The sequence below is a fragment of the Pseudomonas sp. TE6283 genome (assembly GCF_054060555.1).
The window spans coordinates 12,929-31,458 of sequence record NZ_JBSSDH010000025.1 but is presented as its reverse complement, the minus strand read 5'-3'; the positions used below and the strand labels follow the sequence as shown (position 1 = coordinate 31,458).

General features: G+C 65.0%; 12 protein-coding genes. 7 read left to right on the top strand and 5 right to left on the bottom strand.

Annotated elements, in window-relative coordinates; translation table 11 throughout:
• Positions 1 to 12: 12 nt before the first annotated feature.
• A complete protein-coding gene (locus ACVWZ5_RS23370) occupies positions 13 to 357 on the top strand; it encodes a YciI family protein (protein WP_028693059.1) in 345 nt (114 codons plus the stop codon).
• A gap of 41 nt (positions 358 to 398) precedes the next feature.
• Positions 399 to 1,637, top strand: coding sequence for an RNA polymerase sigma factor (locus tag ACVWZ5_RS23365; RefSeq protein WP_062575762.1), 1,239 nt, complete (start codon positions 399 to 401; stop codon positions 1,635 to 1,637).
• A gap of 42 nt (positions 1,638 to 1,679) precedes the next feature.
• On the opposite strand, the gene ACVWZ5_RS23360 is transcribed toward ACVWZ5_RS23365, so the two are convergent.
• Both ACVWZ5_RS23360 and ACVWZ5_RS23355 read right to left on the bottom strand, forming a co-directional pair.
• Complete coding sequence (locus ACVWZ5_RS23360; protein WP_062574831.1) at positions 1,680 to 2,150, bottom strand: MaoC family dehydratase; 471 nt, start codon at positions 2,148 to 2,150, stop codon at positions 1,680 to 1,682.
• 33 nt (positions 2,151 to 2,183) lie between these two features.
• Positions 2,184 to 3,128, bottom strand: coding sequence for an alpha/beta hydrolase (locus tag ACVWZ5_RS23355; RefSeq protein WP_096049553.1), 945 nt, complete (start codon positions 3,126 to 3,128; stop codon positions 2,184 to 2,186).
• A 201-nt stretch (positions 3,129 to 3,329) separates the two neighbouring features.
• Here ACVWZ5_RS23355 and fadD2 point away from each other — a divergent pair, with 201 nt between their 5' ends.
• Both fadD2 and fadD1 read left to right on the top strand, forming a co-directional pair.
• On the top strand, positions 3,330 to 5,018 hold the full coding sequence (gene fadD2 / locus ACVWZ5_RS23350; protein ID WP_062574829.1) for a long-chain-fatty-acid--CoA ligase FadD2: 1,689 nt from the start codon (positions 3,330 to 3,332) through the stop codon (positions 5,016 to 5,018).
• Positions 5,019 to 5,329: 311 nt separating this feature from the next.
• On the top strand, positions 5,330 to 7,027 hold the full coding sequence (gene fadD1 / locus ACVWZ5_RS23345) for a long-chain-fatty-acid--CoA ligase FadD1 (protein ID WP_028693064.1): 1,698 nt from the start codon (positions 5,330 to 5,332) through the stop codon (positions 7,025 to 7,027).
• Positions 7,028 to 7,158: 131 nt separating this feature from the next.
• On the opposite strand, the gene ACVWZ5_RS23340 is transcribed toward fadD1, so the two are convergent.
• Together ACVWZ5_RS23340 and ACVWZ5_RS23335 are read right to left on the bottom strand one after the other, a co-directional pair.
• Positions 7,159 to 8,466 carry an NAD(P)/FAD-dependent oxidoreductase gene (locus ACVWZ5_RS23340; RefSeq protein ID WP_028693065.1) on the bottom strand — a complete coding sequence of 436 codons (1,308 nt, stop codon included), beginning with the start codon at positions 8,464 to 8,466 and terminating at the stop codon, positions 7,159 to 7,161.
• Positions 8,467 to 8,495: 29 nt separating this feature from the next.
• The gene (locus ACVWZ5_RS23335; protein WP_084943605.1) at positions 8,496 to 9,860 is read right to left on the bottom strand and encodes a glutamine synthetase family protein; all 1,365 of its coding nucleotides are present in this window, start codon (positions 9,858 to 9,860) and stop codon (positions 8,496 to 8,498) included.
• A 591-nt stretch (positions 9,861 to 10,451) separates the two neighbouring features.
• Here ACVWZ5_RS23335 and hrpA point away from each other — a divergent pair.
• Both hrpA and ACVWZ5_RS23325 read left to right on the top strand, forming a co-directional pair.
• Positions 10,452 to 14,357 (top strand): ATP-dependent RNA helicase HrpA, encoded by a 3,906-nt coding sequence (gene hrpA / locus ACVWZ5_RS23330; RefSeq protein ID WP_084943607.1) that lies wholly within the window; start codon positions 10,452 to 10,454, stop codon positions 14,355 to 14,357.
• A gap of 233 nt (positions 14,358 to 14,590) precedes the next feature.
• A complete protein-coding gene (locus tag ACVWZ5_RS23325) occupies positions 14,591 to 15,712 on the top strand; it encodes a beta-ketoacyl-ACP synthase III (protein ID WP_186600134.1) in 1,122 nt (373 codons plus the stop codon).
• A gap of 192 nt (positions 15,713 to 15,904) precedes the next feature.
• On the opposite strand, the gene ACVWZ5_RS23320 is transcribed toward ACVWZ5_RS23325, so the two are convergent.
• Positions 15,905 to 17,149: a putative porin gene (locus tag ACVWZ5_RS23320; protein WP_050706803.1), complete on the bottom strand. Its 1,245-nt coding sequence runs from the start codon at positions 17,147 to 17,149 to the stop codon at positions 15,905 to 15,907.
• A gap of 238 nt (positions 17,150 to 17,387) precedes the next feature.
• Between ACVWZ5_RS23320 and ACVWZ5_RS23315 the strand changes: the two genes are divergently transcribed.
• Entirely contained in the window at positions 17,388 to 18,515 is a 1,128-nt protein-coding gene (locus tag ACVWZ5_RS23315; protein ID WP_457340892.1) for a GNAT family N-acetyltransferase, read from the top strand.
• Positions 18,516 to 18,530: the final 15 nt, after the last annotated feature.

Sequence of the window (18,530 nt, the reverse complement as noted above, 5' to 3'; positions counted from 1 at the left end):
CCGGAGACGATCATGAAATACCTGTGCCTGGTCTATTGTGATGAAGCGCTGTTGCACAGCCTGCCCGACAGCCCCGAGGACGCCGAATGCATGGCTTACGCCGAGTCCATCCAGGGCTCCGGGCGGATGATCGCCGCCGAGGCGCTCAAGCCCGTGCAGACGGCCACAACGGTGCGCGTGCGCGCCGGCCGGATGAGCCTGACCGATGGCCCGTTCGCCGAGACCAAGGAGCAGTTGGCTGGTTTCTACCTGGTCGATGCCCGCGACCTCAACGAAGCGTTGAACATCGCCAAGGGTATTCCGGCGGCGCGGGTCGGCAGCGTCGAGGTGCGCCCTGTGCGAGAGCTGCAACCCTGACGTGAATGGAGAACCACGATGACCCAGGTATCGCCGGGCTGATGAACAGCGAAGGGCAAATCCGTGATGAAGTGGCGGCGGTCTACCGCCGCGACTCCCGGCGTATCCTGGCCACCCTGATCCGCCTGCTGGGAGACTTCGACCTGGCCGAGGAGGCCTTGCATGACGCCTTCTTCATTGCCGTCGAACGTTGGCAGCGCGATGGCATCCCGGACAATCCGCGGGCCTGGCTGGTCTCCGCCGGCCGTTTCAAGGCCATCGACGCCTTGCGCCGGCGTGCCCGCTTCGACCGCTCCCAGGCGGACCTGATCATGCTGCTAGAAGGCGAGGCCCAGGATCCGGGCGAGCAGGAACTGCTGGTCGATGATCGGCTGCGCCTGATCTTCACCTGCTGCCACCCGGCCCTGGCCTTCGATGCCCAGGTGCCGCTGACATTGCGCGAGGTCTGCGACCTGACCACCGAGCAGATCGCCCGCGCCTTCCTGCAGAGCCCGGCGACCATCGCCCAGCGCATCGTGCGGGCCAAGGCCAAGATCCGTGATGCGAAGATCCCCTACCAGGTACCGGAGCTGGGCGAATTGCCGGAGCGGCTGGAGAGCGTGCTGCGGGTGATCTACCTGGTGTTCAACGAGGGCTATTCGGCGTCTTCGGGCGAGGATGTGACCACGCGCGCGCTGACCGACGAAGCCATCCGCCTGGGCCGGTTGCTGGCGCAATTGCTGCCGGATGCCGAAGTGCTGGGGCTGCTGGCGTTGATGCTGTTGCAGGCCTCGCGGCAGAACGCGCGCAGCGACGCCCACGGCGAGCTGGTGCTGCTTGATGAGCAGGACCGCGGTCTGTGGGACCGGGCACAGATAGAGGAGGGCAGCCAGTTGGTGCGCCAGGCACTGGGCAGTCGGGAGTTCGGCCCTTACAGCGTGCAGGCGGCGATTGCCGCGCTGCATGCCGAAGCGCCCAGCGCCGAGGCCACCGACTGGGACGAGATCGTCGGCCTGTACGATGTGCTGCAGCGCCACTGGCCGTCACCGGTGGTGGAGCTGAACCGGGCAGCAGCCCTGGCCCGGCGCGATGGCGCACAGGTCGGGTTGCGCGCGGTTGAAGCAATTCTCGAGCGGGGCGAACTGGGCGATTATCACCTGGCCCACGCCGCGCGCGCCGAACTGCATCGTCAACTGGGCAATACCGAACAGGCCCGCGAGGCCTGGCAGCAGGCGCTGACGCTGACCCGGCAGGGGCCGGAGCGCCGGCATATCGAGCGGCGCTTGCGCGAGCTGGGGTAAGCGCTCAGGCCGAGTGCAAGACCTGTAGGAGCCGCTGTACTTTCAGCCGGCAACGAATTCCGGCGGGCTCACCAGCTCGACGGTCTGCTGTTTGCGCGGCGCGAGGATCTCGGCTTCGCCGGCGACCACCAGCTCGTCGTTCTGGTTGTACACGTTGGTGGCGATACGCACCTTGAACTTGGGCAGCTTCTCGAGGATTTCCAGGCGTACGGTCAACTCGTCACCGATCTTCACCGGCTTCTGGAAGCTCATTTGCTGGCCCAGATAGATGGTGCCAGGGCCAGGCAGGGTGCAGGCCACCGCGGCGCTGATCAGCGCGCCGCTGAACATGCCGTGGGCAATGCGCTCCTTGAACATGCTCTTGGCGGCGAACTCGGCATCCAGATGCACCGGGTTGTGGTCACCGGACATGGCGGCGAACAGCTGGATATCGCGTTCTGCCACGGACTTCTTGTATTCAGCTTTCTGGCCGACTTCGAGGGCTTCGTAAGGCGTGTTGGTGACCTGGGTCATCAGGGGCTTCCTTGTGGGGGGCGAGGCTGCCGATCATTCACTGCGGGCGGGGCGGCCAAGGGCCAGCGCCTGCTCCAGCCAGCCGATGATCTCGGCGGTGACCTCGTCGCGATGGGTTTCGTTGAGCACTTCGTGGCGTGCGCCGGGGTAGATGCGCAACTGTACATGACGGTTGCCGGTCGCGCGCAGGGCGTCGGCCAGGTGGGTGAGACGCTTGCCGGCACTCACCGGATCACATTCGCCGCCCACCACGAAGATCGGCAGGTTCGGATCGATCTGCGCCAGGTTCTTTTTCTGACTGATCTGCGCCAGGCCCTGCAGCAGGTCGAGCCATAGCTGGTTGCTGCAGCGAAAGCCGCACAGCGGGTCGGCGATGTATTTGTCCACTTCCTCGGCATCGCGGCTGAGCCAGTCGAAGGCGGTGCGGTTGGGCTTGAACGCCTTGTTGAACGAGCCGAACGACAGCCAGTCGATCAGCGTGCTCTTGCCCAGCGGGCCCTGGCGCCAGGCCTCGAGACGGGCGATCAGGCGCGCAGCGCGGTACAGCGCCACCGGCTGGAAGTTCGAGCCGCTGAGGATCGCGCCCTGCAGGCTGGCGCTGTGGTGCAGCAGGTAGGCCTGGGCGATGTAGCTGCCCATGCTGTGGCCGAACAGGAACAGCGGGGTCCCCGGAAACTGCTGGCCGATATGCTGGGCCAGCAGGCCCAAGTCATTGAGCACGGCATTCCAGCCATTTTGCCGGGCGAACAGGCCCAGGCTGCCCAGCTCGGCGGTGCGGCCGTGGCCGCGCAGGTCGGGGGCGAGCAGTCCGTAGCCGGCGGCATTGAGCGCATGGCCCAGGCGCTGGTAGCGCCCGGCGTGCTCGGCCATGCCATGGGCCAGCAACACCACGGCCTTGACCGGGGTGGCCGGCAGCCATTGGTGGACATAAAGGCTGCAATGCTCGCTGGCGGGGAGCCAGAAGGCGTCGTGGGGCATGGCGGGTCCTTGCGCGCGGAGGTTGCCCAACAGTGTATGCGCAAAGCCATCAATTGCAGGAAGGGCAGAAAAGAGATTCACAATGTTAATGGCGGCACTTGGCGTATTTGCCACCCTCGACAGAGCTGCTAACGTCGGCTGAACACCTTTTTGCCAGCAGGCGATCAGGTCAGGGATGTCCCGTTAGAGGAACAACAATAAATGCAAGCCGACTTCTGGAACGACAAGCGCCCGGCGGGCGTACCTTCCACCATTGACATGAATGCCTACACATCGGTCGTCGATGTCTTCGAGCGCTGCTGCAAGCGTTTCGCCGACCGCCCGGCGTACAGCAACCTCGGCGTCACCCTGAGCTATGCCGACCTCGAGCGCCATTCGGCGGCCTTCGCCGCCTGGCTGCAGCAGCACACCGAACTGGTGCCGGGCGACCGCATCGCGGTGCAGATGCCCAATGTCCTGCAATACCCTATCGCGGTGTTCGGCGCCATGCGCGCCGGCCTGATCGTGGTCAACACCAACCCGCTGTACACCGAGCGCGAGATGCGTCATCAGTTCAAGGACTCCGGCGCCCGCGCGCTGGTGTACCTGAACATGTTCGGCAAGCGTGTGCAGGAGGTGCTGCCCGACACCGGCATCGAATACCTGATCGAGGCGAAGATGGGCGACCTGCTGCCGACGGCCAAGGGCTGGCTGGTCAATACCGTGGTCGACAAGCTGAAGAAGATGGTGCCGGCCTACCAGTTGCCCCAGGCCGTGTCGTTCAAGCAGATGCTGCGCCAGGGGCGCGGGCTTACCCACAAACCGGTGGCGCAGACCCTGGAAAACATTGCGGTGCTGCAATACACCGGCGGCACCACCGGGCTGGCCAAGGGCGCCATGCTCACCCACGGCAACCTGGTGGCCAACATGCTCCAGGTACTGGCCTGCTTCGGCCAGCACGGCCCCGATGGCCAGCCACTGATCAAGGAAGGGCAGGAGGTGATGATCGCGCCGCTGCCGCTGTACCACATCTATGCCTTCACCGCGAACTGCATGTGCATGATGGTGACCGGCAACCACAACGTGCTGATCACCAACCCCCGCGATATCCCCGGCTTCATCAAGGAGCTGGGCAAGTGGCGGTTCTCGGCGCTGGTGGGCTTGAACACGCTGTTCGTCGCGCTGATGGACAACCCGGGTTTCAAGTCGCTGGATTTCTCCGCGCTGAAGATCACCAACTCCGGCGGCACCGCGTTGGTCAAGGCCACCGCCGAACGCTGGGAGGCCCTCACCGGTTGCCGCATTGTCGAAGGCTACGGCCTGACCGAAACCTCGCCGGCAGCCAGTACCAATCCCTATGGCCAGCTGGCGCGCCTGGGGACCGTGGGACTCCCGGTGCCTGGCACGGCGTTCAAGGTGATCGACGACGAAGGTCACGAGCAGCCGCTGGGCGAGCGTGGCGAGCTGTGCATCAAGGGGCCGCAGGTCATGAAAGGCTACTGGCAGCAGGTTGAGGCCACCACCCAGGTCCTGGATGCCGAAGGCTGGCTGAAGACCGGCGACATCGCCGTCATCGACCCGGACGGTTTCACCCGCATCGTCGACCGCAAGAAGGACATGATCATCGTCTCGGGCTTCAACGTGTATCCCAACGAGATCGAGGACGTGGTGATGGGCCATCCGCAGGTGGCCAGCTGCGCGGTGATCGGCGTGCCGGACGAGCGCACCGGCGAGGCGGTGAAGCTGTTCGTGGTGCCGCGCGCGGGTGGGGTGAGCGTCGATGAGCTCAAGGCGTTCTGCAAGACCAACTTCACCGGCTACAAGGTACCCAAGCACATCGTGCTGCGCGAATCGCTGCCGATGACGCCGGTGGGCAAGATCCTTCGTAGGGAGTTGCGCGACATCGCCTGATGGTAGGCCCGCGATTGTGTCATCTCTGACAGCGTCGTCGCCCAGGCTGACGCAATCGCAAGGCCTATCTAGGGCAGGGCTTTCAGGCGGATTTGCGACATTTTGTATAATTACTCTAAAAATGACCTGTATAGTTCATTGAGTCATTTTCGTGACCCGCCGGCCCATTTCGGCCTCTAGTCGACCCTTTGCAAAGCTGTTACTCTCGGCGCGCTTTCAGAGGATCCGGTTTGCAATGAGCCGGCCTCTCATATCAATAATAAGCGCATCGACGCGTACCGAATTCGCTGTTGCTGAAGGAGCGGGCTTCCATGATCGAACATTTTTGGAAGGATAAGTACCCAGCCGGGGTCACGGCGGACATCAATCCTGACGAATTCCCCAATATCCAGGCGGTACTCAAGCAATCCTGCCAACGCTTTGCCGACAAACCTGCCTTTAGCAACCTGGGCAAGACCATCACCTACGGCGAGCTGTATACCCTGTCCGGCGCCTTCGCCGCCTGGTTGCAGCAGCACACCGACCTGAAGCCGGGTGATCGCATCGCTGTCCAGTTGCCCAACGTTCTGCAGTATCCCGTCGCTGTGTTCGGTGCCATGCGCGCCGGCCTGATCGTGGTCAACACCAACCCGCTGTACACCGCGCGGGAGCTGGAGCACCAGTTCAACGATTCCGGGGCCAAGGCCCTGGTATGCCTGGCCAACATGGCGCACCTGGCGGAAAAGGTGGTGCCCAAGACCCAGGTCAAACATGTCATTGTCACCGAAGTGGCCGACCTGTTGCCACCTCTCAAGCGTTTGCTGATCAACAGCGTCATCAAGTACGTGAAGAAAATGGTGCCGGCCTACCACCTGCCGGGCGCCGTGCGCTTCAACGACGCCCTGGCGCTGGGCAAAGGCGGTGCGGTGACCGAGGCCAACCCGCAGTCCGGCGATGTCGCCGTGCTGCAGTACACCGGCGGTACCACCGGAGTGGCCAAGGGCGCGATGCTCACCCACCGCAACCTGGTCGCCAACATGCTGCAGTGTCGCGCGCTGATGGGCTCGAACCTGCACGAAGGCTGCGAGATCCTCATCACCCCGCTGCCGCTGTACCACATCTACGCCTTCACCTTCCATTGCATGGCCATGATGCTCATCGGCAACCACAACGTGCTGATCAGCAACCCACGCGACCTGCCGGCCATGGTCAAGGAACTGGGCAAGTGGAAGTTCAGCGGTTTCGTTGGCCTCAACACGCTGTTCGTCGCCCTGTGCAACAACGAGACGTTCCGCAACCTCGACTTCTCGGCGCTGAAGATCACCCTGTCCGGCGGCATGGCCCTGCAACAGAGTGTGGCCGAGCGCTGGAAGACGGTGACCGGCTGCGCTATCTGCGAAGGCTACGGCATGACCGAGACCAGCCCGGTGGCGGCGGTCAACCCGACTTCGGCCAACCAGCTGGGGACCATCGGCATCCCGGTGCCGTCCACCCTGTGCAAGATCATCGACGACAACGGCCAGGAGTTGCCCCTGGGCGAGGTGGGCGAGCTTTGCATCAAGGGGCCGCAGGTGATGAAGGGCTACTGGCAGCGTGAAGACGCCACCGCCGAGATCATCGACAGCAACGGCTGGCTGAAGACCGGCGACATCGCCCTGATCCAGCCGGACGGCTACATGCGCATCGTCGATCGCAAGAAGGACATGATCCTGGTGTCCGGCTTCAACGTGTACCCCAACGAGCTCGAAGACGTGCTCGCCGCGCTGCCGGGCGTGCTGCAGTGCGCGGCCATCGGCATCCCGGACGAGAAGTCCGGCGAGGTGATCAAGGTGTTCATCGTGGTCAAGCCGGGCATGACCCTGACCAAGGAGCAGGTGATGGAGCACATGCGCGCCAACGTCACTGGCTACAAGGTGCCGAAGGCCATCGAGTTCCGCGATGCGCTGCCGACCACCAACGTCGGCAAGATCCTGCGCCGCGAGCTGCGCGACGAAGAGCTGAAGAAGCAGGGCCTGAAGAAGATCGCCTGAGCCGCAGCGCGCTTTGGGATTGAAACGTGGGAGCGGGCTTGCCCCGCGATAGCGTCAGCTCAGGTAACGTTGTTGCCCGAGTCGAAGCCATCGCGGGTCAAGCCCGCTCCCACGTTTGCGATACAGGAAACTCAGCGCAGCTTTTCCAGCATCTGGTAGTACCACATCCCCGCCGCCAGCAGCGGATTGCCCAGCAAGTCGCCCATCGGCACCTTGATGTGCCGGCAGCCCGCGAACGTATCGAACTTCTCCAGTGTCCCGGTCAATGCCTCGGCCATGATCTCGCCCATGATATGGCTGGTGGCGATGCCGTGCCCGGAATACCCCTGGCAGTACCAGACGTTGTCCGACAGCTTGCCCAGCTGCGGGATGCGGTTGACCACGATGCCCATGGCGCAGCTCCACTGGAACTCGATCGGCACGCCCTTGAGCGCCGGGAAGGTGCGCTCGATGCACGGGCGCAGTTCGCCTTCGATGTCCCGTGAATCACGCCCGGAGTAGTTGGCGCCGCCGCCGAACAGCAGGCGCTTGTCGGCGGTCAGGCGGTAGTAGTCGAGGACGAAACGGCAGTCGTACACCGCCAGGTCCTGCGGGTTGATCTGCTCGGCCAGATCGCCCAGCGGCGCGGTGGTGACGATGCCGCCCATGGCCGGGAAGATCTTGCCCTTGAGTTGGCGCTTTTCCAGCTTGTGATACACGTCGCCTGCCAGCATCACCTGGCGTGCCTCGATCCGTCCCTGGGCGGTGACCACCGCCGGGCGCGGGCCGTGGACGATCTCCAGCACCTCGGAGTTTTCGAACACCAGCGCACCCAGCCCGTGGGCGGCGCGGGCCTCGCCCAGGCACAGGTTCAGCGGGTGCAGGTGCAGGTTGCGGCGGTTCTTCAGCGCGCCGAGGTACAGCGGGCTTTGCAGGTGGCGCTGCATGGCGCTGCGGTCGAGCAGTTGCACCTGGTCGCCCATGCCGCGGCGTTGGGCCTCGGCCTCGAAGGCGCGCAGCTCGTTCATGTGCGACGGTTTCATCGCCGCGTGCAGGTGGCCGTGCTTGAGGTCGCACTGGATGCCGTAGCGCTCGACGCGCTGCTCGATGATCTGGTGGCCGCGCCAGCGCAGGTGCCAGATGAAATCGTCCACCTCGGCGCCCAGCCGGTCGCGCATCTGCGTGCGCATGGCCTCGTCGCCCGACAGGCTGCCGGTGACCTGGCCGCCGTTGCGCCCGCTGGCGCCCCAGCCGATGCGGTTGGTCTCGACGATGGCCACCTTCAGGCCACGCTCGGCCAGTTCCACCGCGGTGGCCACGCCGGTGAAGCCGCCGCCGATGATCGCCACGTCCACCTGCACCGTGCCCTTGAGCGTGGGGTATTCGGTCGTGTCGTTGAGGGTGGCGCTGTAATAGGACGGCGCGCGCTGGGCCGGGCCGTTGTTCACTGCTGCGTTCATGCTTGTTCCTTCTTGTAATCTCGTGGGCATCAGGCCTGGTGCAGGTACCAGCGCCAGTCCTGCTCGCCGACCTCGGCCATGAACTGGCGGTACTCGGCGCGCTTGACCTTGAGGTAGACGCCGAGGAAGGCCTCGCCCAGCGCCTCTCGGGCCCAGCTCGAATTTTCCAGGGCCTCGAGGACGGTTAGCCAGTCGGTGGGCAGGTGTTCGCCGGCCTGGGCATAGCCGTTGCCCTCGACCGGTGCGCCGGGATCGAGTTGTTCACGGATGCCCTGGTGGGTGGCGGCGAGAATCGCGGCGGCGGCCAGGTAGGGGTTGGCGTCGGCGCCGCAGATGCGGTGCTCGATATGCCGGCTGTTGGCCGGGCCACCGGGTACGCGCAGGCTGACGGTGCGGTTGTCCACGCCCCAGGTCGGTGCCAGCGGTGCATAGCTGTTTGCCTGGAAGCGGCGGAACGAGTTGGCGTTGGGGCAGAACATCAGCAACGATTCGCGCAGGTGATGCAGCATGCCGGCCACCGCCTGGCGCAGCAGCGGGGTACCGGCCTTGTCCTCGCTGGCGAACAGGTTGTTGCCGGCGGCGTCCGCCAGGCTCAGGTGCATGTGCATGCCGGTGCCGGCCAGCTGGGCGAACGGCTTGGCCATGAAGCAGGCCTGCATGCCGTGGGCGTTGGCGATGCCCTTGACCAGGCGCTTGTAGCGCACGGCCTGGTCCATCGCCTCGAGTGCGTCGCCGTGTTCCAGGGTGATCTCCACCTGGCCGGGCGCGTATTCGGAGATCGCCGTGCGGGCCGGGATGCCCTGGGCCTTGCAGGCGGCATAGAGGTCGGCGAGGAAGGGTTCGATCTGCTCCAGCTCGCGCAAGCCATACACCTGGGTCCCACGCGGACGTCCCCCGTCGCTGTCCAGCGCCGGCTGCGGCCGGCCTTGGGCGTCGCGCTGCTGGTCGAGCAGGTAGAACTCCAGCTCGCAGGCCATCACCGGGTGGAGACCATCGGCCTTGAGCGCGTCGATCACCCGCAGCAGCACATGGCGCGGATCGGCCACGCTGGCCGGCAGGCCTTCGCTGGGGTGCATGCTGACCTGCACGGCGGCGGTCGGCACCCGGCGCCAGGGCAGGCGCACCAGGCTGCCGTCCAGCGGGTAGGCACGGCAGTCGATGTCGCCGACGTCCCAGACCAGGCCCGAGTCTTCGACATCGTCGCCGTTTAGGGTCAGGCCGAGGATGGTGCTGGGCAGCGGGCGGCCGCTTTCGAACACTGCCAGCAGTTCCTCACGGTGCAGCAGCTTGCCGCGTGGCACGCCGTTGGCATCGAGGATGAACAGTTCGATCAGGTCGATATCGGGGTTGTCGGCCAGGAAACGCCTGGCTTGCTCTGCAGGGGCAAAGTGCATGGTGGATTCGCTCTGGGGCACACGTGACCGCCGCGCAGGCGAGCGGTCAGGCTGAGTCAATCGGCCAGTAGGGCGGCCGGGTCGGGTCAGGAGTGCGTGAGCGACGTGTCCGGTGGGCGCGCGTGACGGCAATGCCACAGGGCCCAGAACGCCATGATGATATGGACCAGCGGATTTTCACCGGCACGGGCCCGGGCCTTCGGCAGCGAAGGGTAGGGCAGCGGGCGGGCGTTCATCGGGTCGGGAAGCATCCCTGGATACTCACATGGCCTGTAAGGTTGATTAAAGCAGTGAATGGCGACGTTCATTCCGGTGAGAGCTAAACATTGGCAAGGTCTGCTCGCCGCGTTGCAGCAGCTCAGGAAGCTTCCCACAGTTTTATCGGACCTAGGCTAGTTGGCAGGTGGCTGGTCAGCTTTTTTCGTGGCAATTGCTACCCCGTTGTTGTTCAAGCGCTCCCGCTATTTCGAGCGTGATCGCGACTGAACGGCGGGCACAGGCAGCATCGATTTCGCAAATCTGCGACAATCGCGCCTCTTACGCCTGCCGATCATGAAAAAGCAGCACTCGCCTGCATCATTAAAAAGCCCCATGACAGACCACGCCATCGACCAACTGCTGAAGAACCTCGACCACGCCATGATCGCCGACCGCCATCGGTTGCGCCGGCAATTGCACGAGCTGCGCAAGCGCCCCGACGAGGGCAAGCTCGCGCAGTGGGTGGAAAAGGTCCAGGCCTCCTGCGCCCAGGTCACCGCGCGCCAGCAGAGCGTGCCGAGCATTCGCTACGACGACAACCTGCCCATCGCCGCCAAGCGCGACGAGATCAAGAAGGCCCTGGCCGAGCACCAGGTGCTGGTGATCGCCGGCGAGACCGGTTCCGGCAAGACCACCCAGCTGCCGAAGATCTGCCTGGAGCTGGGCCGCGGCAGCCATGGCCTGATTGCCCACACCCAGCCCCGGCGGATCGCCGCGCGCAGCGTCGCGGCGCGGGTCGCGGAGGAGCTGGGCACGCCGTTGGGGGCGCTGGTCGGCTACCAGGTGCGCTTCGAGGACCAGAGCGATTCGAACACCCTGGTCAAGCTGATGACCGACGGTATCCTGCTGGCCGAGACCCAGCACGACCGCTTCCTCGAGCGCTACGACACGATCATCGTCGACGAGGCCCACGAACGCAGCCTGAACATCGACTTCCTGCTCGGCTACCTCAAGACCCTGTTGCATCGCCGCCCCGACCTGAAGCTGATCATCACCTCGGCGACCATCGACCTGGAGCGCTTCTCCAAGCACTTCGACGGCGCGCCGATCATCGAGGTGTCCGGGCGTACCTACCCGGTGGAAACCTGGTACCGGCCGCTGACCAGCGAGCACGACGAGGAGGGCAACCAGGTCGAGGAGGACCTTTCCGTCGACCAGGCGATCCTCGCCAGCCTCGACGAGATCGCCCAGCACGAACGCAGCCAGGGCAAGGGCCCGGGCGATGTGCTGGTGTTCCTGCCCGGTGAGCGCGAGATTCGCGACGCCGCCGAGATCCTGCGCAAGGCGCAGCTGCGCCACACCGAGATCCTGCCGCTGTATGCGCGGCTGTCGCCGGCCGAGCAGCAGCGGATCTTCCAGTCCCACAGCGGCCGGCGCGTGGTGCTGGCGACCAACGTCGCCGAAACCTCGCTGACGGTGCCGGGCATCCGCTACGTGATCGACAGCGGCACCGCGCGCATCAGCCGCTACAGCTACCGCGCCAAGGTCCAGCGCCTGCCCATCGAGGCGGTGTCCCAGGCCAGCGCCAACCAGCGTAAAGGCCGCTGCGGCCGGGTCGAGCCGGGCATCTGCATCCGCCTGTACAGCGAGGACGATTTCAACGGCCGGCCGGCGTTCACCGACCCGGAGATCCTGCGCACCAACCTGGCCGCGGTGATCCTGCAGATGCTGCACCTGCGCCTGGGCGCGATCGACGCCTTCCCGTTCATCGAGCCGCCGGATGGCAAGGCCATCAGCGACGGCTTCAACCTGTTGCAGGAGCTGTCGGCGGTCAACCGCGAGAACCAGCTGACGCCGCTGGGCCGCCAGCTGGCGCGCCTGCCGATCGATCCTCGTTTGGGCCGCATGCTGCTCGAAGGCGCCCGCCAGGGCAGCCTGCAGGAAGTGCTGATCGTCGCCAGCGCGCTGTCGGTGCAGGACCCGCGCGAGCGCCCGCCGGAGCGCCAGCAGGCCGCCGACCAGGCCCATGCGCAGTGGAAGGATGTCGATTCCGACTTCGCCGCGCTGGTCAACCTGTGGCGCGGTTTCGAGGAGCAGCGCCAGGCGCTGACCGCCAGCCCGCTGCGCAACTGGTGCCGCAAGAACTTCCTCAACTACCTGCGCCTGCGCGAGTGGCGCGACGCCCATCGCCAGCTGGCGCTGATCTGCCGCGACCTGCAATTGGCGGTGAACAAGGATGCCTGCGACTACCAGCCCCTGCACAAGGCGATTCTCAGCGGCCTGCTCAGCCAGATCGGCCAGAAGACCGAGGAGGGCGACTACCAGGGCGCGCGTCAGCGGCGTTTCTGGGTTCACCCGTCGTCGGGCATCGGTCGCAAGCGCCCGCAGTGGGTGATGGCCGCGGAACTGGTGGAGACCACCAAGCTGTATGCGCGCATGGTGGCCAAGATCGAGCCGGACTGGATCGAGCCGCTGGCCACCCACCTGATCAAGAAGAACCACTTCGAACCGCACTGGGAGAAGAAGCGCGGCCAGGTGGTGGCCTACGAGCAGATTACCCTCTACGGACTGATCCTGGTCGGCCGTCGACCGGTGCATTTCGGCCCGATCGACCCGGTCACTTCCCGCGAGCTGTTCATCCGCGACGGCCTGGTCGGTGGCGAGATCCAGTCCCGGGCCAAGTGCCTGGCGGCCAACAAGCGCCTGCTCGAGCAGCTCGACGAGCTGGAGGCCAAGGCCCGCCGGCGCGATATTCTGGCCGACGAGGAGACGCTGTACGCCTTCTACGAGGCACGCCTGCCCGAAGAGATCCACCAGACGGCGACCTTCGACAGCTGGTACCGGATGAACAGCCAGAAGGATCCGAACCTGCTGATCATGCGCGAAGAGGACGTGCTCGCCCGCGAGGCCAGCGAGGTCACCGCCGCGCAGTATCCGGACCACCTGCAGGTGGGCGATCTGCGCCTGTCGCTGAGCTATCACTTCGAGCCGAACCACCCGCGTGACGGCGTGACCGTGCGGGTGCCGGCGCCGTTGTTGCCGAACCTGCCGGGCGAACGCCTGGAATGGTTGGTACCCGGCCTGCTGGAGGCCAAGTGCATCGCCCTGGTGCGCAACCTGCCCAAGGCCCTGCGCAAGAACTTCGTGCCGGTGCCCGACTTCGTCAAGGCGGCCCTGTCGCGCATGGCGTTCGGCCAAGGGGCATTGCCGCAGGCCCTGGGCCAGGAGTTGCTGCGCATGACCGGGGCGCGGGTGTCGGACGAGGCCTGGGCGGAGGCGGCCGGGCTGGTGGAAGGCCATCTGCGCATGAACATCGAAGTGGTCGATGCCCAGGGCAAGTTCCTCGGCGAAGGTCGCGACCTCGCCGAGCTGACCGCCCGCTTCGCCGCTGCCAGCCAGGCGGCGCTGGCCCTGCCGCGCAGCGAGAAGGCCGAGCAGCCGGTACAGGCCAAGGCCTTCGCGCAGGTGGCGCAGACCGCCCAGCAGAAGATCGCCGGGCTGTCGATGACGGTCTATCCGGCGTTGGTCGAGGACAACGGCACGGTGCGCGAGGGGCGCTTCTCGACCCAGGCCGAAGCCGAGTTCCAGCACCGTCGCGCCTTGCAGCGCCTGTTGCTGCAACAGCTGGCGGAGCCGGCCAAGTTCCTGCGCGGCAAGCTGCCGGGGCTGACCGAGCTGGGGCTGCTGTACCGTGAACTGGGACGGGTCGAGGCGCTGGTCGAGGATATCCTCCTGGCCAGCCTCGACAGCTGTGTGCTGGAAGGCGAAGACCCACTGCCGCGCGATGGCGCGGGCCTGGCCTCGCTGGCCGAACGCAAGCGCGGCAGCTGGACCGAGCACGCCGAACGCCTGGCCCGCCAGACCCTGGAGGTGCTGAAGCTGTGGCATGGCCTGCAGAAGCGTTTCAAGGGCAAGATCGACTTGAGCCAGGCGGTGGCACTCAACGACATCAAGCAGCAGCTGGCCAACCTGGTGTACCCGGGCTTCGTGCGGGAAACGCCGGGGGCCTGGTTCAAGGAGTTGCCGCGTTATCTCAAGGCGGTGGAACTGCGCCTTGAAAAGCTGGGTTCGCAGGTGCAGAAGGACCGGGTGTGGAGCGCTGAGCTGGCCAATTGCTGGGCGCAGTACCAGGCCCGTGCCGACAAGCATGCCCAGGAAGGCAAGCGCGATGAGCAGTTGACCCTGTACCGCTGGCTGCTGGAGGAATACCGGGTGTCGTTGTTTGCCCAGCAACTGGGGACGAAGGTGCCGGTTTCCGACAAGCGACTGAGCAAACAGTGGAGTCAGGTGGAAGCCTAAGCCCCTCAAGTTGTGGCAAACTTGGTGGAATTTGGGCCGCTTTGTGGCCCATTCGCGGGCAAGCCCGCTCCCACAGGATTATCGCCGGTTCTGAATATGGCGATGCCCTGTGGGAGCGGGTTTACCCGCGAACGAGGGCGAAGCCCTCGCCTACAAACTGGTACCAAGGTGCCAGTATCGACCTTTTTTCGGCCAGCGCCCGTTTGGCGATGGCCTCTGACAGAGGAACGACCGTGCACAACGTCGTGATCAGCGGCACCGGCCTGTACACCCCGGCCCAAAGCATTTCCAACGAAGAACTGGTGGAATCCTTCAACACCTGGGCTCAGCGTTTCAACCGCGACAACGCCGCCGCCATCGAGCGTGGCGAGGTCGAGGCGGCGCCGCTGTCCGACGCCGCCTTCATCGAGAAGGCCTCGGGTATCAAGAGCCGCTTCGTCATGGACAAGGCCGGTATTCTCGATCCGCAGCGCATGAAGCCGCGTCTGCCCGAGCGCGGCAACGACGAACAATCGATCCTCTGCGAGATGGGCGTGGCAGCCGCCCGCCAGGCCCTGGAGCGTGCCGGGCGTACCGCCGCCGATGTAGACGGGGTGATCGTCGCCTGTTCCAACCTGCAGCGCCCGTACCCGGCCATCGCCATCGAAGTGCAGCAGGCACTGGGCATCCAGGGCTTCGCCTTTGACATGAACGTGGCCTGCTCGTCGGCCACCTTCGGTATCCAGACCGCCGCCAACAGCGTGCAGCTGGGCCAGTCGCGCGCGGTGCTGGTGGTCAACCCGGAGATCTGCACCGGCCACCTGAACTTCCGTGACCGCGACAGCCACTTCATCTTCGGCGACGCCGCCACCGCGGTGCTGGTCGAGCGTGCCGACCTGGCGACCTCCGAACACCAGTTCGACATCGTCAGCACCAAGCTGCTGACGGCGTTCTCCAACAGCATCCGCAACAACTTCGGCTTCCTCAACCGCGCCGCGGAAGAGGGCATCGGTGCCCGCGACAAGCTGTTCGTGCAGGAAGGCCGCAAGGTGTTCAAGGAAGTCTGCCCGATGGTTGCCGAGCTGATCGGCCAGCACCTGGCCGAGAACGACCTGCAGCCGTCGGACGTCAAGCGCTTCTGGCTGCACCAGGCCAACCTGAGCATGAACCACCTGATCGTCAAGAAGCTGCTGGGGCGTGAAGTGGCCGAGGAAGATGCGCCGGTGATCTTGGATCGCTATGCCAACACCAGTTCGGCGGGGTCGGTGATTGCCTTCCACCTGTATCAGGATGATCTGGCCAAGGGGTCGCTGGGGGTGCTGAGTTCGTTTGGTGCGGGGTATTCGATCGGGAGCGTGGTGCTGCGCAAGCGCTGATTTCCGGTTCGAGAATGCCGGGGCCGCTTTGCGGCCCTTTCGCGACACAAGGCCGCTCCTACAGGGAAATGCGATCCCCTGTAGGAGCGGCCTTGTGTCGCGAAAGGGCTGCAAAGCAGCCCCAGCTTTCTGGCAGGCAAAAAAAGCGGGAAATGCCGGATGGGGTCAGCAATTCCCGCTTCAGCATAGTGCTTAGAACTTGGCTTCCAGGTCGACCTGCAAGGTGTCGACGTCAGCATTGTTGTTCGGCAACTGCGACAGGTCGGTCTTGGCCATCAGGTAGGCCGCGCCCAGGGAGAAGTTCTTGTCGATCTCGTAGCCGACCTTGAACTTGTGGCCACGCGAACCCGTGAAGCCTGCGCCGAAGTCGGAGTCGGTGAACAGGCTGACCACGGCGTTGCGCTGCACGTCGCGGTAGTTGTAGTCCAGGCTCCAGGCGCCCAGCTTGGTCTTCAAACCGGCCAGCCAGGCCTTGTCCTCGCCGTCGGTGCTGTCGGTGTTCTTGACGAACTGGCCATAGGCCGACAGCGGGATGGCGAAGCCGGTGAAGTCCACCTGGCCAAAGCCTTCGGCCAGGTTGAACTCGGTGGTGGTGTTGCCGAAGCTGCGCAGCACGGCCGACTTCTTGTCGTTGTCGAAGCCGTAGAGGCTGCCGCCGACGGTGACCTTGACGCTGTCAGCCAGGTTGAACTTGGTACCCAACTGGCCGTGGTACAGCTGCGCATCGTGCTTGAACTGCACGCCGTCGCCGTCGACGTTGTCCTTGAGGGTGTAGTGGCCGGCGCTGCCGAACACTTCGGCGCCGCCCAGGTTGGTCTTGTAGGTGACGGCCACGCCTTCCGGGTTGATGTCGCTGTCCCAGATGATGTCGCCCATGCTCACCCACGGCTGCAGCATCTTGCCGCCGATCAGGTGCAGGTTCGGCACGGCGGTCGGGTGCCAGTCGAGGTAGGCAAGGTCCACCCACAGCGATTTCTTGTCGAAGTAGTTGTCCAGGCTCTGGTTGGTCGAGCGGGCGTCCGAGCTGCTGCCGGTGGCCACGCGAATGCCGGCGTCGACCTGGGGGTTGATCTCGCTGTAGAAACCGACGCGGGCGCGCACACGCTCGCGGTCCTGGTTGCCGCTGCGGCTGTTGGGGTTGTCGACGTTGACGTCTTCGTAGCGCAGGCGCACGTCACCCTTGATCTGGGTCTTGGCGGCCCATGCCACTTTCTGCTCGAAGGAGCTCAGGCGCTCGGACTGGGCTTTCTGGTCCGCCTTTTCCTTGGTTTCCTTTGCCAGGTCGCCCTGCAGTTCGGTGTACTGCGCCTGGTTGATCGAGCCGTTGGCGCGGAGTATTTCGAGCAGCTTGGCGTCGACAGCAGCACTGGCCGGAGTACTCAGAGCCAGCATCATGCCGGTGAGGCTCACTCCGGTAAGTGTAGAAACAAGACGCATAAGGTTCTCCCTGTTGGAAAAGTGGGGAGGCTCAAGCGCCCGCCCCCGAGTTGGCATGTCTTCGGAAAGGGCCTGAATAGACAGGTTCTGGGGTTCCGGAAAACAGGCGCAAGTATTGCGGGGGGGAATGACAGAATAATGTCTGAATAGTGGCACTGTTGTGAAGTAAACGGCCCGTCATTTGAGTGTCACGGTCGGTTTGGCAATACTGGCGTTCTTTGTCCTGCGAGTTGCCGATGTGACCAGCCTCCACAGCCTTGCCCACCTGCGCGACCTGCCGGCGACCACCTGGGATGCGCTGGTGCCGGATGGCCAGCCGTTCCTGCGCCACGCCTTTCTCAGTGCCATGGAAGACAGTGGTAGCGTGGTGCCCGACACCGGCTGGGCCGCCGAACACCTGGTGATGGAGCGCGATGGCGAGGTGCGCGCGTTGCTGCCGGCCTACCGCAAGTGGCATTCGTTCGGCGAGTACGTGTTCGACCATGGCTGGGCCGATGCCTGTGAGCGTGCGGGCATCGCCTACTACCCCAAGCTGCTCGGCGCGGTGCCGTTCAGTCCGGTCGCGGGGCCGCGTTTGCTGGCCGCCGATCCAGCCGATGGCATGCTGCTGTTGCAGGCGATTCCCGAGTACCTGGGCAAGGGTGGGCTGTCGGGGGCGCACATCAACTTCACCGACAGTGTGCTGGACGCGGCCATTGCCGGCCAGCCGGGCTGGTTGGAGCGCCTGGGCTGCCAGTTCCACTGGCGTAACCGGGGTTATCGGGACTTCCAGGACTTTCTCGACACCCTCAGCTCACGCAAGCGCAAGCAGATGCGCAAGGAGCGTGAACAGGTGGCGGGGCAGGGGATCGATTTCGCCTGGTACCGCGGCGATGAACTGAGCGAGGCACAGTGGGACTTCGTTTACCGCTGCTATGCCAACACCTATGCCGTACGGCGACGAGCACCGTACCTGACCCGCGAGTTCTTCAGCCTGGTGGCCGAGCGCATGCCCGAGGCGATTCGCGTGGTGATTGCCCGGCAGCAAGGGCGCGAGGTGGCGATGGCTTTCAGCCTGGTGGGGGGCGACAGCCTGTATGGCCGCTACTGGGGTTGCCTGGATGAATTCGACCGCCTGCATTTCGAGACCTGTTTCTACCAGGGCATGGACTTCGCGATCGGTGAAGGTCTGCAGCGCTTCGATGCCGGGGCCCAGGGCGAGCACAAGCTGATTCGCGGGTTTGAGCCTGCGATCACGCGGTCGTGGCATTACCTGCTGCACCCGGGGTTGCGCCGGGCGGTCGCGGACTTTTTGCGCCAGGAGCGTGAAGGGGTGATGGCCTACGCCGACGAGGCGCGGGGGATGTTGCCGTATCGCCAGGTTTGAAGTGCCTGGCCACAC